21 protein-coding genes are annotated in these 20,532 nt (G+C 42.8%); 10 read left to right on the top strand and 11 right to left on the bottom strand.

Translation table 11 applies throughout. From position 1 onward, the window contains the following. Nucleotides 1-1,054 (top strand): hypothetical protein (locus EWM62_RS19405; RefSeq protein ID WP_203235083.1); only part of this gene is annotated, 1,054 nt, incomplete at its 5' end. 11 nt (nt 1,055-1,065) lie between these two features. After that, complete coding sequence (locus tag EWM62_RS18230; RefSeq protein ID WP_129878114.1) at nt 1,066-1,599, top strand: hypothetical protein; 534 nt, start codon at nt 1,066-1,068, stop codon at nt 1,597-1,599. A gap of 209 nt (nt 1,600-1,808) precedes the next feature. Here EWM62_RS18230 and EWM62_RS18235 read toward each other — a convergent pair whose 3' ends face one another. After that, the gene (locus EWM62_RS18235; RefSeq protein WP_129878205.1) at nt 1,809-3,239 is read right to left on the bottom strand and encodes an L-serine ammonia-lyase; all 1,431 of its coding nucleotides are present in this window, start codon (nt 3,237-3,239) and stop codon (nt 1,809-1,811) included. Between the two features lie 115 nt (nt 3,240-3,354). On the opposite strand from EWM62_RS18235, the gene EWM62_RS18240 reads away from it, so the two are divergent. Both EWM62_RS18240 and EWM62_RS18245 read left to right on the top strand, forming a co-directional pair. Continuing rightward, the gene (locus EWM62_RS18240; protein ID WP_129878115.1) at nt 3,355-3,732 is read left to right on the top strand and encodes a DUF805 domain-containing protein; all 378 of its coding nucleotides are present in this window, start codon (nt 3,355-3,357) and stop codon (nt 3,730-3,732) included. Further along, complete coding sequence (locus EWM62_RS18245; protein ID WP_129878116.1) at nt 3,732-4,067, top strand: DUF2752 domain-containing protein; 336 nt, start codon at nt 3,732-3,734, stop codon at nt 4,065-4,067. Before EWM62_RS18240 ends, EWM62_RS18245 begins: the two co-directional genes overlap by 1 nt. On the opposite strand, the gene EWM62_RS18250 is transcribed toward EWM62_RS18245, so the two are convergent. Beyond that, nucleotides 4,064-4,813, bottom strand: a complete 750-nt coding sequence (locus EWM62_RS18250) for an RDD family protein (protein WP_129878117.1) — start codon at nt 4,811-4,813, stop codon at nt 4,064-4,066. The two genes, EWM62_RS18245 and EWM62_RS18250, sit on opposite strands and share 4 nt — an antisense overlap. A 92-nt stretch (nt 4,814-4,905) precedes the next feature. Between EWM62_RS18250 and EWM62_RS18255 the strand changes: the two genes are divergently transcribed. The 6 genes from EWM62_RS18255 to EWM62_RS18280 are packed head-to-tail and all read left to right on the top strand — an operon-like array spanning nt 4,906 to nt 10,965. After that, on the top strand, nt 4,906-5,859 hold the full coding sequence (locus tag EWM62_RS18255; RefSeq protein WP_129878118.1) for a stage II sporulation protein M: 954 nt from the start codon (nt 4,906-4,908) through the stop codon (nt 5,857-5,859). Beyond that, nucleotides 5,859-6,713 (top strand): hypothetical protein, encoded by an 855-nt coding sequence (locus tag EWM62_RS18260; RefSeq protein ID WP_129878119.1) that lies wholly within the window; start codon nt 5,859-5,861, stop codon nt 6,711-6,713. The genes EWM62_RS18255 and EWM62_RS18260 overlap by 1 nt, the downstream gene beginning before the upstream one ends. A 1-nt stretch (nt 6,714) precedes the next feature. Next, nucleotides 6,715-7,467 carry a DUF4129 domain-containing protein gene (locus tag EWM62_RS18265; protein WP_129878120.1) on the top strand — a complete coding sequence of 251 codons (753 nt, stop codon included), beginning with the start codon at nt 6,715-6,717 and terminating at the stop codon, nt 7,465-7,467. Further along, nucleotides 7,464-8,645 carry a DUF4350 domain-containing protein gene (locus EWM62_RS18270; protein WP_129878121.1) on the top strand — a complete coding sequence of 394 codons (1,182 nt, stop codon included), beginning with the start codon at nt 7,464-7,466 and terminating at the stop codon, nt 8,643-8,645. Before EWM62_RS18265 ends, EWM62_RS18270 begins: the two co-directional genes overlap by 4 nt. Then, on the top strand, nt 8,635-9,612 hold the full coding sequence (locus tag EWM62_RS18275) for an AAA family ATPase (protein WP_129878122.1): 978 nt from the start codon (nt 8,635-8,637) through the stop codon (nt 9,610-9,612). Before EWM62_RS18270 ends, EWM62_RS18275 begins: the two co-directional genes overlap by 11 nt. Nucleotides 9,613-9,618: 6 nt before the next feature. Then, nucleotides 9,619-10,965 carry a DUF58 domain-containing protein gene (locus EWM62_RS18280; RefSeq protein ID WP_129878123.1) on the top strand — a complete coding sequence of 449 codons (1,347 nt, stop codon included), beginning with the start codon at nt 9,619-9,621 and terminating at the stop codon, nt 10,963-10,965. An 83-nt stretch (nt 10,966-11,048) separates the two neighbouring features. Here the strand turns inward: EWM62_RS18280 and EWM62_RS18285 are convergent, their stop codons facing one another. The 9 genes from EWM62_RS18285 to EWM62_RS18325 form a co-directional block, all read right to left on the bottom strand. Continuing rightward, the gene (locus tag EWM62_RS18285) at nt 11,049-11,837 is read right to left on the bottom strand and encodes a mechanosensitive ion channel family protein (protein WP_129878124.1); all 789 of its coding nucleotides are present in this window, start codon (nt 11,835-11,837) and stop codon (nt 11,049-11,051) included. A gap of 366 nt (nt 11,838-12,203) precedes the next feature. Continuing rightward, nucleotides 12,204-13,838: a chaperonin GroEL gene (gene groL / locus EWM62_RS18290; RefSeq protein WP_129878125.1), complete on the bottom strand. Its 1,635-nt coding sequence runs from the start codon at nt 13,836-13,838 to the stop codon at nt 12,204-12,206. A 102-nt stretch (nt 13,839-13,940) separates the two neighbouring features. After that, the gene (locus EWM62_RS18295; protein WP_129878126.1) at nt 13,941-14,234 is read right to left on the bottom strand and encodes a co-chaperone GroES; all 294 of its coding nucleotides are present in this window, start codon (nt 14,232-14,234) and stop codon (nt 13,941-13,943) included. Nucleotides 14,235-14,476: 242 nt separating this feature from the next. Continuing rightward, nucleotides 14,477-14,842, bottom strand: coding sequence for a preprotein translocase subunit SecG (gene secG, locus EWM62_RS18300; RefSeq protein ID WP_129878127.1), 366 nt, complete (start codon nt 14,840-14,842; stop codon nt 14,477-14,479). A 12-nt stretch (nt 14,843-14,854) separates the two neighbouring features. Continuing rightward, entirely contained in the window at nt 14,855-16,558 is a 1,704-nt protein-coding gene (locus EWM62_RS18305; protein WP_129878128.1) for a hypothetical protein, read from the bottom strand. A 21-nt stretch (nt 16,559-16,579) separates the two neighbouring features. Continuing rightward, on the bottom strand, nt 16,580-17,137 hold the full coding sequence (locus EWM62_RS18310; RefSeq protein WP_129878129.1) for an LptE family protein: 558 nt from the start codon (nt 17,135-17,137) through the stop codon (nt 16,580-16,582). 107 nt (nt 17,138-17,244) lie between these two features. Then, on the bottom strand, nt 17,245-18,489 hold the full coding sequence (locus tag EWM62_RS18315; RefSeq protein WP_129878130.1) for a sigma-54 interaction domain-containing protein: 1,245 nt from the start codon (nt 18,487-18,489) through the stop codon (nt 17,245-17,247). A 33-nt stretch (nt 18,490-18,522) separates the two neighbouring features. Continuing rightward, the gene (locus EWM62_RS18320; RefSeq protein WP_129878131.1) at nt 18,523-18,894 is read right to left on the bottom strand and encodes a four helix bundle protein; all 372 of its coding nucleotides are present in this window, start codon (nt 18,892-18,894) and stop codon (nt 18,523-18,525) included. Between the two features lie 41 nt (nt 18,895-18,935). Next, nucleotides 18,936-20,429 carry a MiaB/RimO family radical SAM methylthiotransferase gene (locus tag EWM62_RS18325; RefSeq protein WP_129878132.1) on the bottom strand — a complete coding sequence of 498 codons (1,494 nt, stop codon included), beginning with the start codon at nt 20,427-20,429 and terminating at the stop codon, nt 18,936-18,938. Nucleotides 20,430-20,532 lie beyond the last annotated feature (103 nt).

Consider the following 20,532-nt stretch of genomic DNA (forward strand, 5'->3'; position numbering starts at 1 on the left):
TCAAATTGTAAAAAGTATAATACAACCAGGCAGTAATGTCCAGATAACACAAAGTACTGACAAACAAGTAAATTTAGCGCAAACATGCACATCATGGTATTATTGTACTATCAGCACACTGGATGGTTTCCCCACAAGCGTTCAATGCTTTTACGGAGGCCTTGATTGTTATGACCTGCCAATTGATACAAGTTCGCCAGGCATACCACCAACAAGTGGCGGCGGTGATTCGGGAGGTGGCGGATCGGGTGGTAATCCGCCTAACCCTTGTGCCGGTCAGAATCCATCAAGTATTAAAAACGGTAAAGTTATTAACTCCATAAAAATAAATTTAGTTAACCCGGGTGATGGTGGCTTTCCGCCTCCTGTATCGCCTGATCCATGCACCATACCACCATCTCCGGAAGACCCTTGCGCTAAAATGAAAAAGCAAAAGCAAAAACTTCCAACTAATTTCACTGCAAAAAACACAGAAATTTTGGCAAAACCGGGTAACAATGAATATGGTACTGATTTAAAATTAGCAAATTTAACTTCTAATACCTATGTTAATACACCAATTACGACGATTAATTCACCAAATTCCTGGTCACCCAATTTTACTTGGAATAGTACAAGTGGATATACTATAGGTGCTTCACATAGACATCCAGCGGGGAATGCACCGTCTCCAAGTGATGTTTTGGCGTTGGTAAATAATTTGAGCAATCCTCAATTAGTGTCCGCTGGAATAACTGCTAAAGCTTTTTACAAGGCTAATGCATATAGAACTATCCTTACGAGTTCCACAACATACATTATAACGGTAAATGATTGGGAAAAATTGCAAAATTATCAAACTCACGCAGACGAACTCGATGATATCTTTATAGATATTGCTGTACAATATCAAGTAGATAACAATGTTAGTCAAAATATAGCAACAGAATATGCGTTAGCTAAATTATTTGGAGATGCTATAAATGTTTTTAAAGCACCTAATTCCTCAATAAATTTTGCAGTTGCTGGTATTGATCAAGATGGTAAATTAATTCTTATTTCTTGTCCTAATTAAACTAAATTAAAATGAAAAATATAATTTTAATAATTGCTCTAAGCATAATAAGTGCAACTACATGTAAGGCGCAAATTGCGTACACAAGCGATCTGGTTAAAGTCAATTTACCTAATGGTACATTTAAATTGAACAAACAACAAGTTGATGCAATTTCTAATGTTAAATCGGTAAATAAAATAGTAAAAGTGTATCCGCACAATCTTTATAAAAAGGATAATATACTATTGGGATTTAATAATGTAAATCAAGATTCAATAAATAATAACCTGCCTGGGGTGAAAAAATTTATAGACCAACTATATCTTTCATCGGAAAGTAAGCCTAACAGGACTTATGAGTCGATGATAAAAAATACTTATAATAATAACCATGCCCTCATTGTTAGGTATGATATTAAAAATACAGGACATATTCGTTTCTACTGTCAGAACGCATCAAAAACGCTTATTCTATCGGGTAAAATAGAATATAGTAAACTAGATTCAGCTAAAGCTAACTCACTTTTAGAAGAAGTATTAAAAAATATCCGATTTACAAAATAACGATATCGCATTCGCTCGGCTCCAGCCGGGTGACCATTATTACAAGGCCTCTGGCCGCATATTTACGGCGGCAGGATGCCGCCTAATAGTCGTCACCCGGCTGGAGCCGAGCGACTGCGGGGACCCGGCGATGCCTTGCATACGGACGCAGGGTCTCGTTCCGAAGAGCCTGCGAGGACGGTAATGTATATAAAATTTGATACGTTTTCCTAACACTCCGGCAAGCTTATCGGGATATTAATCGCCAACCCGCCGTCTGATGTTTCTTTGTATTTGGAGTTCATGTCCTGCGCGGTTTGCCACATGGTGCGCACCACGGCATCAAGGCTTACTTTTGCTTTATCGGGGTTGGTTTGCAGGGCCAGCTGGCTTGCAGTTATGGCCTTTATGGCCCCCATGGTGTTACGTTCGATGCAGGGCACCTGTACAAGCCCGCCAATAGGGTCGCAAGTGAGGCCAAGGTGGTGCTCCATGGCAATTTCGGCAGCCATTAATACCTGTCGCTGGCTTCCGCCCAAACATTCGGTAAGCGCCGCTGCTGCCATGGCAGATGATACACCGATCTCAGCCTGGCAACCGCCCATCGCGGCGGATATGGTAGCGCCTTTTTTGAAGATGCTGCCTACTTCGGATGCGGTTAGCAGGAACTGGATGATGCGCTCCTCGTTAAAACCATCGCAAAACGAGATATAGTATTGCAAAACGGCGGGTATAACCCCGGCGGCACCGTTGGTTGGCGCGGTAACTACACGGCCAAACGAAGCGTTTTCTTCGTTCACGGCCAGCGCGAAACAGCTTACCCAATCGAGTATGTTCTGGAAACCGTTGCCGGTTTGGCGCATGGCCTGCACCCACTCGGCATAGTTGGTATAAGTTTTATTTGTAAGCAAGCGCTTATTTAATGCCGATGCGCGGCGCGCCACGTTAAGGCCGCCCGGCAGGTTACCGGCAGTATGGCAGCCGCGGTACATACAATCGCGCATTACCGTGAATATATTGAGCACTCCGCTACGGGTTTCCTGTTCGCTGCGCCAGGCCAGTTCGTTCTCCATTACCACTTCGGATATTTTTAGCCCGGTTTTTATGCACCAGTGCAGCAGGTCGCCGGCGGTATCAATGGGAAAGGGCAGGTCGACTTCCGTTTTTTGCTGGGTTTGCGCGCCCTCTTTTACCACAAAGCCACCACCTATAGAGTAAAACGTGGCCGATACGGCGGTTTCGTTACTCAAAAACGCCTGGAAGGTTACCGCGTTGGGGTGGTAAGGCAGGCTCTCGGTAAACAAAAACAGCATATCATCGTCGGCAAAAAAGCTTACTTCTTTATTGCCGCCTAAAAGTAATTTATGGGTATTGTTGATGCCGGCAATTTTGGTATCTATCTGGTCAACCTCAAAAGTAACCGGGTCATCGCCGCTAAGGCCAAGCAGTATGGCAATATCGGTACCGTGGCCTTTACCTGTTTTGGCCAGCGAGCCATAAAGCAGTATTTTAACCTGTACAACCAGCGGCAGCGCATCCTGTTGTATCAACAAGTCAACAAACTGCTGGGCGGCACGCCACGGGCCAAGCGTATGCGAGCTGGATGGGCCTATGCCTATCTTAAACATATCAAATACAGAAATTTGCTCGCGTTGTTGCATCGGCATAAAATTACGGATAGTATCGGAGATTTTTTTGGGTGAAATTGTTTAAACAGCACGAAATAAATAAAACTTCTTTTTATATTTAAAAATCTCAAACCTTAATTTACAAAGCATGAAGTATTATTTTATGGTCCTGCAAAAATACGCACAGTTTAGCGGCAGGGCCCGTCGTAGCGAGTATTGGTATTTTGCATTATTCAGTACTATTATCAGTTTAGCTTTAAAGTACGTCGGTATTGCGGCGGGGTCACCTTTTTTAGACAGCATTTATTCGTTAGGTGTAATTATCCCTTCTATAGCAGTTGGCGTACGCCGTATGCACGATGTTGGTAAAAGTGGCTGGTTTATTCTTATCCCTCTTTACAACTTAATTTTAGCTTGTACAGACGGCACCCCGGGCGACAACGAATACGGCCCTGACCCTAAAGGCCGCGAAGGCTTTGGCGAGTGGGATTATCAAAAACCTACTGACGTTGAAACTAACGCTTAATGATATTATTTATTGAATTTTGCAGCCGCTTTAGTTTTATACAGTGGCTGCAAAATCATTTAATACCCTGCCCTTTTAAACAACTTACAGGTTTAGATTGCCCCGGTTGCGGCCTGCAACGATCAGTAATTGCGTTATTACACGGCGATATTTACCAAAGTTTTAAATATCACCCGGCAACAATCCTTCTTATATTTTGTGTCGCGGCTTCCATCTCCGGCAAAAACATTTCCGTTAAAAATACGGATGTAAAACGATACGCCTTTCTGGCAACGATAACTTTGTTTACCTGCAATTATCTTATTAAAATAGCAATGCTTATAATAAACTACTAAAGCTGCGTATTGCCCACATAGTGGTTATAATCGTTAAGTACCATCACTAAAAATTGATATTCGTTAACGTTGGATGGGTAGCTTACATTCAAAAACTTTTTTATTTTTATTGCCAGCTTATAAACCAATAAACTGTTGCGGGTGCGGTTAAAGTTTTTGATAACATCATGTATCAATACAATATCCCTGTCGGTTAATTGTGCAACCTCGGCAAACGCGGGTTCATGATCTTCTGGTGACGGGGCAAAAACCAACTCGTCAAAATTATGGCTTGGGGTGGTTTTAACTACAGATGTACCGGCTACTATATCGCCTATACGCTGCTTGTTATCGGTAAAGGCAACGCACAACACCGCTGCAGAGCCAAAGCTTATGCCCATATCAATTATCCTAAAAACCCATCTAAGCAAATACTGCCCAACCGTTGGCCTGCCACCATTAAGGCTTATCACCTTTATTTTTAACGAGCGTTTACCAAAACTTTGCCCATTCATAAATAACTCGCAAACCAGGTCATAAAAAACGCTTAATGCCAGCCATATTACAATGGTTATGATCCCTACGGTTTCGTTAGCATCCGATCCATAATTATCCCTTATGAAAAGCGTTATAGTAGTTATCGCGATCGAATAGACTATCATAAATAAAAAATAATCTATAAGCCGCGCGGCAATCCGGTCGCTAAAGTTTGCTACATCATACTCAATATTGATGTTTTGGGTGGTTGTTATTTTTATAGTGGGCATGTAACAAATATATATTGCCAAAGTAAATATTTATAGCTGTTAATTTAATTTTTGTTGTTATTTTAACCACATAAATCAACCGCCGCTGCAAAATGCGAGAAGCCTTATTTGTAAAGCAAAATAATACACGTTGGACGGAGTATAAAAACACGACAACCAAAAATCCGGACGAGCTTGCCGATAGGTTTATTGCTATAACCGATGATTTGGCTTATGCAAAAACATTCTATCCCGAATCTAAAACTACGGCTTACCTAAATAAACTGGCGGCTGGCTTTCATCATACCATCTACAAAAACCGCAAAGAGAATAATAACCGTTTCTTGTTATTTTGGAAGTTTGAATTACCCTTGATTTTCAAGAGGTATCATAAGGAGATCCTTTGGTCGTTCTTTTTTTTCATGACCTTCTTTTTTGTGGGAATGATATCTGCAAAATACGATGATACTTTTGTAAGGCTTATTATGGGCGATTCTTATATAGATATGACCAGTGCCAATATTGCAAAAGGCGACCCATTTGGAGTTTACAAGGACAAAAGTACTTTTTGGATGCTTTATGGGATTGCAAGTAACAACCTGTACATTACTGTTGTAACTTATGTAACCGGGCTGTTTTTTTCGTTAGGTACGGTTTTCATCCTTTTTAAAAACGGCATTATGCTGGGCGCTTTCGAATACTTTTTTATCTCGAAAGGTTTGGGCCTCCAATCGGTATTGGTGGTGTTTATACACGGCACGCTCGAAATTTCGGCCATTATTATTGCCGGTGGTGCAGGGCTGGTGTTGGGTAACAGTATATTATTCCCAAAAACTTATACACGCATGGTATCTATGATGAAGGGCGCCAAAGACGGTATTAAAATAATAGTGGGCATTTTGCCAATTGTTGTGGTAGCCGCCATATTTGAAAGCTTTTTAACCCGCCACACCGAAATGCCTGCATGGTTAAGCATATTTATACTTACTGCTTCATTTTGCTTTATTGTATGGTATGTTGTTATTTACCCTATTTATCTTTCTAAAAAATTAAACTATAATAATTAATGCTACCTAAGGTTGAGTTGGTGAGGATACGGAAGTTAAGCGAAGTGGTGGATGACAGCATCCTGTTTTTAAAGCAAAACTACCGCCCGTTGTTAAAAGCATATTTTTATATATGCGGGATGTTTTGGGTTGCAGGCATTGCAAGCGCTATGCTTAGCCAAACCCAAATGTTTCAGCTGCAAGCCAGGGGCGAATCTGCCTTTAGTTACACTTTTATTATAACCATGGTGTTGGTGTATATTAATTTCCTGCTCACAACACTTACCACCCTATCCTACATATCGCTATACCAGCAGTATGATAAGCAGCCCCCAAGTGTAGCGGATGTTTGGTCGTACGTAAAATATTACTTTTTGCGGTTGCTGGGCAGCGCGGTTGTATTGCTTATCATCAACGCGCTGGCGTTTTTACTGTGCTTTTTTCCGGGCATTTATTGCATCCCGCTAAATATGCTCATTATAACCGTTATGGTTATAGAGAATGCCGGGCTACGCTATTCGTATAACAGAGCCAATCAATTAATAAGTAAGAACTGGTGGACATTAGTAAGCTCCCTTTTAGTTATCACCTTCGTTAACGTAGCAGCATTGGTGTTAATTTGCATCCCTGTTTCCATTATTTTTTTCCTGATATATTTTTTCGCACATATGGATGATAAGAACGCGTTTTATCTTGCGTTATCGTTCACAGTTAGTTTTGCTCAGGTGCTTTACCTGTTACCTGTTATTGTAACGGCATTAAGTTTTTACAGCTTTAACGAACAGCAAGACGACAACAGCCTTTTAAAACGTATTAATATGTTGGGCACCACTACTGCACATAACCCGGACGACCTGCCCTTAGAGGAATATTGATATGCGCAGGTTATTATTATTTTTTACAACAACTTTTTTACTTGCCCTAAATGTTTTAGGCAAGCAACCTCAACCTATGGTAATACCCAAGGTTGCCAAAAACAATTTTAAGGGCGTTGTTAAGGCTGATAGTTCAACCATTGTAAAACGCGGTTTTAATAACGAGGCCTTAAATAACTATAAAAAGCTTAAGGATTTTGATTATACCGAAGTTAAAGGCACAAACTTTTGGGAAAGGTTTTGGGACCGGGTGTGGCAATTTATTTTAAAAATATTCAGCAAAAAGGGGAAAGCATCTACGGGCGGCAATAAAATTTTAGGTGATATTTTAATGATAGCAGCATGCGTATTCATTATTTACGCGCTGCTGAAAATGCTTAAGCTCGACGGGTTATTTAAGCGTAAACCTAAAGATGCAACCCTTGCTTATTCAGAATCGGCAGAGGATATTAACATCATCGATTTTGATAAAGATATTGCTAATGCTACGGCTATCCGCAACTATAGGTTGGCTGTAAGGCTACTTTACCTGCAAAGTTTAAAACTACTTAATGATGCCCGCCTTATTGATTGGCAAATAAGTAAAACCAATAGCGTATACATACACGAAATAACCGACGCCGCTCAAAAACAATCATTTAAATTGCTTACCCGCCAGTTTGAATATGTGTGGTACGGAGATTTACCAATAGACAATAATTCATTTAAAACCATAGATGCTTTATTTAGCGATTTTAGGAGGATGCTTAAATGAAAGGTTATAAAGCATACCTTGCGGGCATCACTATTTTGTTGATACTCTATTTTGTAGCCGAATACAACCGACCAAAAAGTATTAACTGGGATTCGACACTAAGGCGTGCCGATAAAATACCTTACGGCACATATATTTTGTATAAACAGCTGCATGATATTTTCCCAACGGCCGATGTTAGCAACACCAACAAATCGTTATACCAGGTTTTTAATGCCGGGGATACATTAGCGGGCAATTATCTCATCATAACAAACTCCACCAATATTGGTAAAGAAGATTTTAAGGCGCTTACCAAATTTATCAGTAGCGGCAATTCGGTTTTTATATCGTCTGATAGCTGGAATGATTACCTCTCAGATACGCTTGATCTTACAACTACCCACGAATTTGAAAAAGGAAACATCGGCCTTAATTTCACCAGTCCATCGCTTAAACAAGTTGCCGATTACAAATTAGATAACCGTATTGCAAACAGCTATTTTAACAGTTTTGATACGTTAAAAGCAAAGGTTGTTAGTAAAAATCAATATGGCAAAAGTGTTTTTTTACGCTACACATACGGCAAGGGAAACTTATTTGTATTTGCAAACCCCAGGGTTTTCACAAACTATAACCTGCTTAAACCAACGGGGGCTGCATATGCTGCTAAAGTACTCTCGTATTTACCAACGGCAGATAATGTTTATTGGGACCAGCATCAAAACAACGATATAGATGTTGACGAATCTACCCTGCGGGTATTTTTTAGTTACCAGGCTCTTAAATGGGCATTTTATATAAGCCTTGGCGGCATGGGCATTTTCCTATTGTACGAAATTAAACGCAGACAACGCATTATTCCTATTGTAGAACCTCTAAAAAACTCTACAGTAGAGTTTGTGAGCGTAGTAGGGAAGGTATATTACGAGCAGCGCGATAACACTAATTTGGCCGCCAAAAAGATCATGTACTTTGCCGAGCACCTGCGTAGCGTATTCGGCTTAAAAACGGCGTTCGACCAGCAATTTATAGATGCCTTTATTAATAAAACCGGCGTTGAAGCTTCCCTGGCGAAGGACCTGATGAACCACATCAATTACCTTACCCACCAGTCGCGCGTTAGCGACCATGAGCTTATTGTTTTGAACCAATTAATTGAAAAATTTTATATCCAATCCGGATCATATGGAAAATGAGAATTTTGAACAAAGAACAGACCTTAGCAAGCTAAGCGCCGCTGTAGAACAAATAAAAGCAACCCTTGCCAAAATTATTGTTGGCCAGCAGGATGCTATTGAACTGGTGATAGCCGGCATACTTGCCGACGGGCATATCCTGATAGAGGGTGTACCTGGTGTGGCCAAAACGCTCACCGCCAAGCTGGTTGCCAAGGCTATAGATGCCAAATACTCGCGCATACAGTTTACGCCCGACCTGATGCCGTCGGACGTGCTGGGCACATCGGTATTTAACCCCAAAAGCACCGCTTTTGAATTTAAGCAGGGGCCTATATTCGGTAACATCATCCTGATTGATGAGATCAACCGCGCGCCTGCCAAAACACAGTCGGCTTTGTTTGAGGTAATGGAAGAACGCCAGATCACCATCGACGGGCAAACCTATAAAATGCAGGAGCCGTTCATTGTGCTGGCTACTCAAAACCCTGTTGAGCAGGAAGGTACCTACCGCCTGCCCGAAGCGCAGCTGGACCGTTTCTTGTTTAAAATAGAGATCAAATATCCATCACTGGAAGAGGAGATTGCTATTGTTACGCAGCAGCACCAGCAAAAAACAACCGAGCAATTGTCGCATATTGATGCTATTTTGGCCGGAGCCGACATCGTTGCCCTGCGCAAACAGGTGAGGGAACTGCATGTAGAGCCTAAAATTTTAGCCTTTACCGCGCAGATCATCCACGAAAGCCGTAACAATAAGTCGTTGTTTTTGGGTGGATCGCCAAGGGCTTCGCTGGCTATAATCAATGCTGCTAAAGCTATGGCCGCTATAAAAGGCCGCGATTTTGTAACTCCGGATGATGTAGTAGGCGTAGCAAAACCTGTACTGAGGCACCGCATTATGCTTACGCCTGATAAAGAAATGGAAGGCGTAACACCTGATGAGGTGATAGCGCAGATCATCCAAAAAATTGAAATACCACGATAAACGCAGGTGAAGAACATCATTAGCCTATTTTATACAAATTTATTTTTAACCCGCAGGTTATTTACTGCCGTGGCCTGCTGCGTGGTGCTTTTCCTGCTGTCGTTTTTCTTTCCGTGGCTGGGCATAGTTCCGGATATGGCCTTTTTTGTTCTTGTATTATTGGTGTTGGCAGATATGGTAATGTTATACCGCGCTAACAAACCAATATTTGCAAGGCGCCATGCGCCCGAAAGGTTAAGCAACAGCGACGATAATGAACTTGGCATTTATATCGAAAACAAATATCTGTTTGCCGTATCAATAGGTATTATAGATGAGATCCCTTTCCAGTTTCAGAAACGAGATGTTTGGTTTAAAACCTTTTTAAACCCCGGCGAGCACAAACTAATAAATTACATACTGCGGCCTACTAAACGTGGTGAATATTCTTTTGGGCTGATAAGGGTTTATGCACGGTCGCCAATTGGCCTCATAAGCCGTCGTTTTAATTTCGACCAGGCCGAAATCTTGCCGGTGTACCCATCGTTCCTGCAGATGCGCAGATACGAGCTAATGGCCATATCAAACCGGCTGAACGAGATCGGCATCAAAAAAATTAGGCGCCTGGGCCATAGCATGGAGTTTGAACAGGTAAAAGCTTACGTTGCAGGGGATGATTACCGCACCATCAATTGGAAGGCTACCGCCCGCCAGGGTAATTTAATGACCAACTTTTACACCGACGAGAAATCGCAGCAGGTGTATTGTGTTATCGATAAATCGAGGGCCATGAAAATGCCTTTTGATGGTTTAAGCCTGCTGGATTATGCCATTAATGCCAGCCTGGTACTATCCAACATCGCCCTGATGAAGGAAGATAAGGCCGGGCTGATAACCGTTGCCGAAAAGATAGGCGCGGTTATCCCCGCCGACCGCCGCCACGCGCAAATGAACAAGATACTGGAGGTGCTTTATAAAGAGAAGACCCGCTACCTGGAAACCAATATGGAGGCACTTTACACCACCATCCGCGGGGTGATAAAACAGCGCAGCCTGGTGGTATTTTTCACCAATTACGAAAGTATGAACGCCCTGCAAAGGCAGCTGCCATTCTTAAAACGGATAGCAAGGTTCCACCTGTTATTGGTAGTGTTTTTTGAGAATACCGAACTGAAACAGCTAAGCGAGCAACACGCCGGTAATGTAGAAGAGATATACATAAAAACCATAGCCGAAAAATTCGCCTACGATAAAAAGGTTATCGTAAAAGAGTTGGCCAAGCACGGCATTCAATCCATATTAAGCACACCGCAAAACCTTACTATTAATACCATTAACCGGTATTTGGAGCTGAAAGCGAAGCAGAAGATTTAAAGTTAGTGATTAGTGGTTGGTGATTGGAGATTAGGCGGATATTTGATAAACTATTCACCAATCACTGACCTCTGATCACTAACCTACGCCATTCCCGGAAACTTAATGCCGGCGGCTTTTATATCATTAACTATTTTTTCCTGTAATACCATTTTGGTGGCCAGGAAATGGGCGGGATCTACCCAAACCCGTACGGTGAAGCGCATACCATCAGATTCTAAAAGAAGTACGCCAACTTTGGTAGCGGGCTCGCCCAAAACATTGGGTACGCCCTTGATGGATTTTTCTAAAATGCCTTTTACCTGATCGATATCCACCCCAAAATTCAGTTTAAAATCAACATCAAGGCGGCGCTTGCCCTGGCGGCCAATATTGGTTATTACTTCGTTAAAAAGCTTGCCGTTGGGTATAATAACGGTTTTGTTGTCGGCCGTAAGTATCTCGGTATAAAAAAGCTGTATACCCTGCACGCGGCCATCCTGCCCCTGGGCAATAATATGGTCGTCGATGTCAAAAGGTTTTAGCAACAGTATTAAAACACCACCTGCAAAGTTTTGCAAGGTGCCCGATAAGGCTAAGCCTGCGGCAACACCCAGCGCGCCAATAACCGTACTGATAAAAGTAAGCTGGAAGCCTATGATGTTAAACACTGTGATGATCAACACCGCATATAGCGCCGTGATAGAAAGGCTCAGAAAAAATGGCTGCAACGATGAATGGATCTCACGTTTGCTCATCCGCCTGGTAAGGCGCGATTTGATGAACGCGATTGCCCAAAGCCCAAAAAGAAAGAGGATTATTCCGAAGAGATACCTTGGCCCGTTAGTTACAAGCCAAACATGAAATTGATGATAAAATTCTTTAAGCTCCATAGATAGAAGCCAAAATTACGATTTTTTATTTACCATAGATGACCACAAACAGCTCGGGGCCTTTAAACAGCACCCATTCTACAATGCGGCTATGGATATGCTTCCGGTTTTTAACTATTTGTTTCATACCAGCACATATTCAAATGCTGTGCCTAAGTACCAAAACACCGGTAATGTTACAAAAGATTAATACAAATGCACCAAACGCTGTGCGACAGGTTAACAAAACAGTCTAAAAACATCATATATGTATTTGAAAGAGCATAAAATATTGTACAAACAAAAAAACCCTGTCTGTTTTATCAGACAGGGGTTTTTATTAAGTATATTGTCTTAAGTCGACTTTTGACTTGAGGCTTAGCAAGATTACATCATGCCGCCCATGCCGCCGCCGCCCATTGGTGGCATGCCACCTTTGTCGTCATCAGGCTCGTCTGCCAACACACACTCGGTGGTTAACAACATAGCCGCGATAGAAGCTGCGTTCTCTAATGCTACACGGCCTACTTTAGTAGGGTCGATAACACCGGCGCCAATTAAGTTCTCGTATTTATCGGTACGTGCATTGTAACCAAAGTCGGCAGTACCTTCTTTTACCTTTTGCACAACTATCGAACCTTCGATACCCGCGTTATCGCAGATCTGGCGTAGAGGCTCTTCAATAGCACGACGGATGATCTGGATACCAGTGTTCTCATCTTCGTTTGCACCTTTCAAATCTGCCAAAGCAGCTACCGCGCGGATAAAGGCAACGCCACCACCTGCAACAATACCTTCTTCAACAGCCGCACGGGTTGCGTGTAAAGCATCATCAACACGGTCTTTCTTCTCTTTCATCTCTACTTCAGATGCAGCACCAATGTACAATACCGCAACACCGCCGGATAATTTGGCTAAACGCTCCTGTAATTTTTCTTTATCGTAATCAGATGTAGTAGTTTCGATCTGCGCGCGGATCTCACCAACACGGCCTTTGATCAAATCGGCATCACCTGCACCGTTAACCAGTGTAGTGTTGTCTTTATCGATGGTGATCTTTTCGGCCTGGCCTAACATAGACAGGTCTGCACTTTCCAGTTTGTAACCACGCTCTTCAGATATTACGGTACCACCTGTTAATACGGCGATATCCTCTAACATTGCCTTACGGCGGTCGCCAAAGCCTGGTGCTTTAACAGCAGCAACTTTTAGTGAACCACGAATTTTGTTAACTACCAATGTAGCTAATGCTTCGCCGTCAAGGTCTTCAGCAATAATTAAAAGTGGTTTGCCTGTTTGTACTTGTTTCTCCAGGATAGGAAGTAACTCTTTCATTGAAGAGATCTTTTTATCGTAGATCAAAATGTAAGGGTTTTCTAATTCCACTTCCATTTTGTCTGAATTGGTAACAAAGTACGGAGAAAGGTAACCACGGTCAAACTGCATACCTTCAACTGTTTTTACTTCAGTTTCGGTACCTTTTGCTTCTTCAACAGTAATAACACCCGATGTACCAACCTTAGCCATAGCCTCAGCTATTAACGAACCAATAACTTCATCGTTATTAGCAGATATAGAAGCTACCTGTTTTATTTTGTTATTGTCTTCGCCAACGGTTTGTGATTGGGTTTTTAAGTTTTTTACAACTTCGGCAACCGCTTTATCAATACCGCGTTTTAAATCCATTGGGTTTGCTCCTGCTGCAACGTTCTTGATACCTGCAGTAACAATAGCTTGTGCTAAAACGGTAGCAGTAGTAGTACCATCACCTGCAATATCGGCAGTTTTTGATGCAACTTCTTTAACCATTTGCGCGCCCATGTTTTCAATAGGGTCTTTCAGTTCAATTTCTTTAGCTACGGTAACACCATCTTTAGTAACAGCCGGTGAACCAAACTTTTTATCGATAATTACGTGACGGCCTTTAGGGCCTAATGTAACTTTAACCGCATTAGCTAAAATATCAACACCACGCTTTAAAGCGTCACGTGCCTCAACATTATATTTAACTTGTTTTGCCATTTTATTTTGTTTGAATGTTTAAATGTTGTAAAGTTTGAATGTTATGAAATCCAATGTTAAAAGGCAACTTTACAACCCTTAACATTGAAACTTTACAACAAATTATAATACCGCGTAAATGTCAGATTCGCGCATGATCAGGTATTCTTTCCCGTCTACGTTGATCTCGGTACCTGCGTATTTTCCGTATAAAACAGAATCGCCAACCTTAATGGTCATAGGGATAAGTGCGCCAGAAACATCAGCATACTTACCGGGGCCTACAGATACTATTGTTCCTTTTTGTGGTTTCTCCTGGGCTGTTTCAGGGATGTAAATACCAGAAGCGGTTTTGGTTTCAGCAGCAGCAGCTTCTACAACCACTCTATCCGCAAGGGGTTTAATGTTTAATGACATAGTAATACTATTTTGATTTTATAATTTTAAGTTTTCGTGTAAGCTTTTCACATCAATTATGCCAAGCAACAAAATTTTTATGTATTGGCATGCTTTACTGTTTAATTGTCACTTTTTGCAGGTGTGCTTACAACCTGCTCATGTGAACGTATTGCCAAAGTGCCATCGTGTCAGTAGCTCTAATTTCAGCAAAAAAGGCTTTGGAATAATCCAAAGCCTTTTGGTGTAAGTTAAAATACTTTTTATTTTTTTGGTGTAGCCTGCGCCGGTGGAGGAGTTGTACCCGCCCCTGGCAGTGTTGCCGGTGCCGCAGTTGATGTTCCCGGTAGTTTAGAATCCTTTTTAATTTGTTCAATTAACTGGGGGTTATCTGATTTTTGCGCCCCGCCTTTAACAGATACGTTTATGATAAGCGATAATACCATTATGCTGATAGCCAGCACCCAGGTTCCTTTTTCTAAAAAATCACCCGTTTTTTGTACGCCCATTAATTGCGATGAACTTGAAAAATTTGAAGATAAGCCGCCGCCTTTAGGGTTTTGGATAAGTACAATGAATCCTAAAAGGACACATAAAATAATGGTGATGATTACTAAAATTAAATACATTTCTTTATTATATCAATTGGTTTTCTTTTCTAACTGTTCAATCTGGGATGCAAAGTAAAGCTTTTTTTCCGGAAATTTCAATATCAATTTTTTATAAGTAGCTATCGCTTTATGATATAGCATCTGGTCGCTGTAGATGCGGGCAAGGGTTTCGGTAACCAGTTCGTTCTGGTCTTCCGAGCTTTTCTTTGCCTTGTTCTCGTTATCCAGCTTATCTGCCGACAAGGGTTTTATCTGCGGCTCGGTATGTATAAAGCGTTCAATAATTACATCCTCTTTCCTGGTGTGGTCAAACTCCACCCTTGCCGGGTCGGTATCCCTGTCAACACCGCTTACTGATGTAAGGCTGAATATATTTTCGTAGTACTGTTGCTGCAATTCGTCGGTAGGGCCTGTTTTGCCGGTAGCGGGTACTGGTTCGTCATTTTTTTTTTCGGTATCGGCGGCATACGGCTGAAAGTTGCCGGCATGCTCTTTACGGGTTTTATCAAGCCACCACATAAAGGTGTATGGCATTTTATCATCATCGTAACGCGATACTTCTTTTGTTTCGGAAGCCTGCGCAACCTGTTGGGGCTGACCGGTTACGGCGGGGGCATTGTCTGCAGGGGCTATACCACGCAATTCGTCCAGCTTTTTATCAAACGACAGGTAATCGGCATTTACTATACCGCCTAATATCAGGCGTTCTTCCTGGTCGGCAATATTCTGGTCGTAATTCTGCACGGGTTCTACCACAGGCTGCGGCTGGTGGAACAGCACCGACGAAGCTTCTTCCTCTTCAGGCCCCGATTCTACATAAGGATCGCTAAACCTTGCTTCAGCTGCAGGTTCAGCAGGAGGAGTATATTCCTCGCTGGCAATTGCTTCAAAACCAATATCTTCTATACTTACTATCTCATCGTATACATCGTCCTCGATATCCTGCTGCGGGTACCCGGGTTCCCGGGGTATATTCCCGGCATCCCTTTTTGGGAAGCGCGAACCAAATACTGGCCTTTCGGGTTGTGAAGGGGCCTGCGCCGGGGTTATATTTTCGGTTGTTTCTTCTATTGCCTGTTCCGTTTCTATGACCGGCTCAGGTTCAGGGATATCACCCGCGCTATCCGTTTCGGCTGTTACCGGCAGTTCTCCGGCATCCGGGGTTTCACTGTTTTCAAACGGGTGATAAGTATCTTCTATAGTATCGTTTTCGGTACCCGATGGTTCTGAAACTTCTTCAACAGTCCCGTCTGTTCCTGCTTCAGGCCGCTGCTCAGGTAAATCCGTGGTTTCGCCGGCATCATCAGTTATAACCGGTGCAGTACTTATTTCTTCGGTGTAAGTTGTTTCTTCGTCGCTTTCGGCCCGGTCAATATCCTGCAGCTCAAGTTCGGCGGCTACAATAACTTCTTGCTGCGCAGTATTATTATCTGCGTTACCGGCATGGGAATAAACATTTGCAGGCAGGGCAATAATGTTTTCGCTCGCCACCTCTGTTATATGCCCGGGGTGGTTGATCAGTTTATGTAATGTGCGTGGGTTGTAATATACAGACGCTTTGCTCAATTGTTGCTTATCGCCCGCGCGGGCAAGCAACACCTGCAGTATCCCGCTTTGCGGATGATCGTGAACCAAACGCTCCAGGCTTTGGGCGTATGCCGAACCTGTATCGGCAGGGTTTGCCAACAAGTCCCAGAAAATCTCTTTTTGCCTGCTATCTACGTATTGATCCACGCTGGTTTTAAACTATTGTGCCTACCAATTGGCAAAGGCCCTGTTAAAAATATCATCAGTTAACTGCTTAACTATATCCTGTATCAAAGCTTGTTCCTGCGATGAACTTTCGCCCGTAAATTCTTTATATTTTGTGAACGACTCTTCAAAACTAAGAATTTTATCAGGATCGTCGGTCCTTTTACCTTCCTTATTATAAAGATACTTAACATATTTTACCTGTACGGTTATGGTTAACCTGCTGGCGCCCGCAATTGGCGGCGCGTTATTGTTGGTAGCCTGTATAGAAACCGGTGCAATATTGTAGCCTACAATGGCCCCGCTCATTACCGCATCGGCCTCGCTCCTAACTATACTGATGCTTGTTTGCGAACGGATGCGGCTTTTTAATGCCTCGGTAAAGGTTTGGCTTAAGGTACTTACTACCAATGGCGCGTTGTTTTCAAAAAACTGTATATCAATGGTTTTAAGATCCAGGGGGATGGATGCCCCGTTAAGCGATAGTTTATAGGCACATGAGTTAAAAAGCATAACCACCGAGCACATTGTTATTAAACTTAAAAAAAGCCTTTTCCTCATCTGTTTCCTATAAATCTAATTCAGCCTCACCCCAAACCCCTCTCCGGGAGAGAGGGGCTTTAAAAAGTCTCCCCTGCCGGGGGAGATTAGTGGGGGCCCGTTGTTTCCTATAAATCTAATTCTTTTATTTTACGATATAAAGTTCTTTCTGATATACCCAGTTCGTTAGCCGCCAGCTTACGTTTGCCTTTATGCTTTTTTAGCGCCTTGCGTATCAGGTCCGATTCTTTTTCTACCAGCGATAACGATTCCTCAACTTCTTCCGCCTCCTGCGTTATGTTGTAGTCGGTATTGTTATTGCCGGCGTTATTGTTAACGGGCTGTTGCAGGGTAAATTGTGCTTCGTGGTTATTGGCAGGTAATTCAATATCGCGGTACAGCTGCGTTATAGCCTGCGAGTTGTTCTGGAAATTTGTGCTAACACCCCCATGCTCGATAATTTCGGCAACCAGTTTCTTAAGTTCCACCATATCGCGTTTCATATCAAACAGCACTTTGTACAGGATATCCCTTTCAGAAAAATCATCTTTTGGCTGCTTATCCAAACGCATGGGCAGGTTGCTGCGGCTGGCTTCGTGCGGTATGTAGGTTAATAAGGTTGGCGCGGTTATCACCCGGTCGCGCTCTAAAACGGCTAATTGCTCGGCCATGTTCTTTAGCTGGCGTACGTTGCCCGGCCACGAGTAATTGATCAATACCTGTTGCGCCTCGTCATCAAGCTGTATGGGCGGGGTGCGATATTTATCGGTAAAATCTGATGTGAATTTACGGAACAGCAGAAAAATATCTTCCTTCCTGTCGCGAAGGGGCGGTATGCGCAGGGGCACGGTATTTAAGCGGTAGTAAAGGTCTTCCCTAAACTTACCTGCCTTTACGGCATCGTAAACATCAACATTGGTTGCGGCGATAACACGCACGTTGGTCTTTTCTACTTTTGACGACCCCACCCTGATGTACTGACCCGATTCTAAAACACGAAGTAAACGCGCCTGGGTGCCCAAAGGCATCTCAGCGATCTCATCTAAAAATATAGTGCCGCCGTTAACGGTTTCAAAGTAACCTTTACGTTCGCCAACAGCACCGGTATAAGCGCCCTTTTCGTGCCCGAATAGTTCCGAATCAATGGTACCCTCGGGAATGGCTCCGCAGTTAACCGCTATGAACGGCCCATGCTTGCGCGGGCTCATCTGGTGGATGATGTGCGAAAAAACCTCCTTGCCGCTCCCGCTCTCGCCGGTAATTAATACCGAGATATCAGTAGGTGCAACCTGGTTTGCAATATTTATTGCCCGGTTCAACAACGGCGAATTGCCGATAATGCCAAAGCGTTGTTTGATGTCTTGAATATCCATATTTAAAAAGAGTCAAGATGTTAGAGTCAAGAATCAAGAAATCGCTTCGGTTTTTAAAACGTATTCTCTAAAAGAGAATATCATTCTTTGAACCCCGGATAAAAGCTCCAGGCAGTTTCTTAATTTTTCTTCGGACCCATAATTTCTTCGCTCACATATCAATAATTGTGTTTCGAGTTCAAAAGATGAAGATATCGATATAGATAAGAATTCCGCAAAGTGCTTATTGGTGTTTTTTCCTGAACCTTCTGCGATGTTTGAAGGGACAGAGCAAGAGCACCTATTAATTTGATCTATAAGATTGTATCTTTCATAACTTGGTAATTCTTTGCAAAAATCAAAAGTCATGTCTGTTAAATCCATTGCTTTCTGCCATACTTTTAAACTCTTAAGGTTATGTCTCATGCAATTTCCCTGTCTTGGCTCTTGATTCTTGTTTCTTGATTCTATCCTACAATTTTCCCAATCAACGTAGCCGATGTAGTTCTTTCCACCAATACATTTACATATTGGCCTGGTTTGTAATTTTCGCTTACCGGGAATATCACCATGGCATTCTGGTCGCTGCGGCCGCAGTAGTCTTTGTCAGATTTTTTGGAGTAACCTTCTATCAGCACTTTTTCAACCATGCCTATCCGCGCCTGCATCCTGTAGAACGAATACTCCTGCTGCTTGGCTACAATTTGCGCCAGTCGTTTTTGTTTTATTTCCTCCGGGATATCATCCGCGTAGCGTTTGGCGGCTAACGTGCCGGGCCTTTCGCTGTATTTAAACATGTAGGCAAAATCATACTTCACATAATCCATCATGCTTACGGTGTCGTTGTGCTCGTCTTCAGTTTCGGTGCAAAAACCTGTAATAACATCTGTTGAAATGGCGCAACCCGGTATTATCCTGCGGATAGCATCAATACGGTTGATGTACCAATCGCGGTCGTAAGTGCGATTCATAATATCCAGTATGCGGCTATTACCGCTTTGTACCGGCAGGTGTATATAGTTACAAATGTTCTCGTATTTAGCAATGGTATACAAAACCTCGTCGGTAATATCTTTTGGATGCGATGTAGAAAAACGTACGCGTAACTCCGGACTAACCAAAGCCACCATCTCTAACAGGTTGGCAAAGTTTACCACCCCAGCCCCCTCTAAATCCCCTCCGCTGGTTAGCGGAGAGACTTTTTGATTAGCTTCCTCAGAACCCTCTCCTTCGGAGAGGGCAGGGAGAGGCTTCGTCCATTTATACGAATCCACATTTTGGCCAAGCAAAGTAACCTCGCGGTAGCCGGCATCAAAAAGAGCCTGGCACTCAGCAACAACCGAGTATGCATCACGGCTGCGTTCTCGGCCACGGGTAAACGGCACCACGCAAAACGAACACATGTTATCGCAGCCGCGCATTATGGATACAAAGGCATTAATACCGTTGCTGTTCAACCGCACCGGGCTAATATCCGCGTAAGTTTCTTCGCGGCTAAGCAGTACGTTAACGGCACGCTGCCCACTATCCACCTGTTCTATTAAGTTTGGCAGGTCGCGGTAGGCATCGGGGCCAACCACAACATCAACCAGTTTTTCTTCTTCTAAAAATTTGGCTTTTAAACGCTCGGCCATGCAGCCCAGTACGCCAACCACCATACCGGGGTTTTTAAACTTTGCCCCGGCAAATTCTTTCAGGCGGTTACGTACGCGCACTTCGGCATTCTCGCGTATCGAGCAGGTATTTATAAAAACCACATCGGCATTGTTAAAATCTGCTGTGGTTTCGAAGCCTTTTTCGGCCAGTATCGAAGCTACTATCTCACTATCAGAGAAGTTCATGGCGCAGCCATAGCTTTCTATATAAAGCTTACGGCCATTGTGTTTACCAACAGGCTCTAATATTAAAGCCTCGCCCTGCCTGCTCTCGTCATGCACTTTATCCGGAATAAGCAAATCCATTGTCATCTAAAAAATTGAACCGCAAAAATACATAATTTTTATATAATGATGTGACAGTTTGTCAGCGTTTAACAATTTCCGTTTTCTGTTGTTGTATCACCTG

It is taken from the genome of Mucilaginibacter terrigena, assembly GCF_004168255.1.
Taxonomy (GTDB): domain Bacteria; phylum Bacteroidota; class Bacteroidia; order Sphingobacteriales; family Sphingobacteriaceae; genus Mucilaginibacter; species Mucilaginibacter terrigena.

Bases quoted from the DNA above. Each gene is read 5' to 3' on its own strand.
- EWM62_RS18285 (WP_129878124.1), bottom strand. From the start codon at position 11,837: ATGGAGCTTAAAGAATTTTATCATCAATTTCATGTTTGGCTTGTAACT.
- EWM62_RS18250 (WP_129878117.1), bottom strand. From the start codon at position 4,813: ATGCCCACTATAAAAATAACAACCACCCAAAACATCAATATTGAGTAT.
- EWM62_RS18260 (WP_129878119.1), top strand. From the start codon at position 5,859: ATGCTACCTAAGGTTGAGTTGGTGAGGATACGGAAGTTAAGCGAAGTG.
- EWM62_RS18255 (WP_129878118.1), top strand. From the start codon at position 4,906: ATGCGAGAAGCCTTATTTGTAAAGCAAAATAATACACGTTGGACGGAG.
- EWM62_RS18235 (WP_129878205.1), bottom strand. From the start codon at position 3,239: ATGCAACAACGCGAGCAAATTTCTGTATTTGATATGTTTAAGATAGGC.
- EWM62_RS18230 (WP_129878114.1), top strand. From the start codon at position 1,066: ATGAAAAATATAATTTTAATAATTGCTCTAAGCATAATAAGTGCAACT.
- EWM62_RS18310 (WP_129878129.1), bottom strand. From the start codon at position 17,137: ATGAGGAAAAGGCTTTTTTTAAGTTTAATAACAATGTGCTCGGTGGTT.
- EWM62_RS18245 (WP_129878116.1), top strand. From the start codon at position 3,732: ATGATATTATTTATTGAATTTTGCAGCCGCTTTAGTTTTATACAGTGG.
- secG (WP_129878127.1), bottom strand. From the start codon at position 14,842: ATGTATTTAATTTTAGTAATCATCACCATTATTTTATGTGTCCTTTTA.
- EWM62_RS18270 (WP_129878121.1), top strand. From the start codon at position 7,464: ATGAAAGGTTATAAAGCATACCTTGCGGGCATCACTATTTTGTTGATA.
- EWM62_RS18295 (WP_129878126.1), bottom strand. From the start codon at position 14,234: ATGTCATTAAACATTAAACCCCTTGCGGATAGAGTGGTTGTAGAAGCT.
- EWM62_RS18275 (WP_129878122.1), top strand. From the start codon at position 8,635: ATGGAAAATGAGAATTTTGAACAAAGAACAGACCTTAGCAAGCTAAGC.
- EWM62_RS18320 (WP_129878131.1), bottom strand. From the start codon at position 18,894: ATGAGACATAACCTTAAGAGTTTAAAAGTATGGCAGAAAGCAATGGAT.
- EWM62_RS18325 (WP_129878132.1), bottom strand. From the start codon at position 20,429: ATGGATTTGCTTATTCCGGATAAAGTGCATGACGAGAGCAGGCAGGGC.
- EWM62_RS18240 (WP_129878115.1), top strand. From the start codon at position 3,355: ATGAAGTATTATTTTATGGTCCTGCAAAAATACGCACAGTTTAGCGGC.
- groL (WP_129878125.1), bottom strand. From the start codon at position 13,838: ATGGCAAAACAAGTTAAATATAATGTTGAGGCACGTGACGCTTTAAAG.
- EWM62_RS18265 (WP_129878120.1), top strand. From the start codon at position 6,715: ATGCGCAGGTTATTATTATTTTTTACAACAACTTTTTTACTTGCCCTA.
- EWM62_RS18315 (WP_129878130.1), bottom strand. From the start codon at position 18,489: ATGGATATTCAAGACATCAAACAACGCTTTGGCATTATCGGCAATTCG.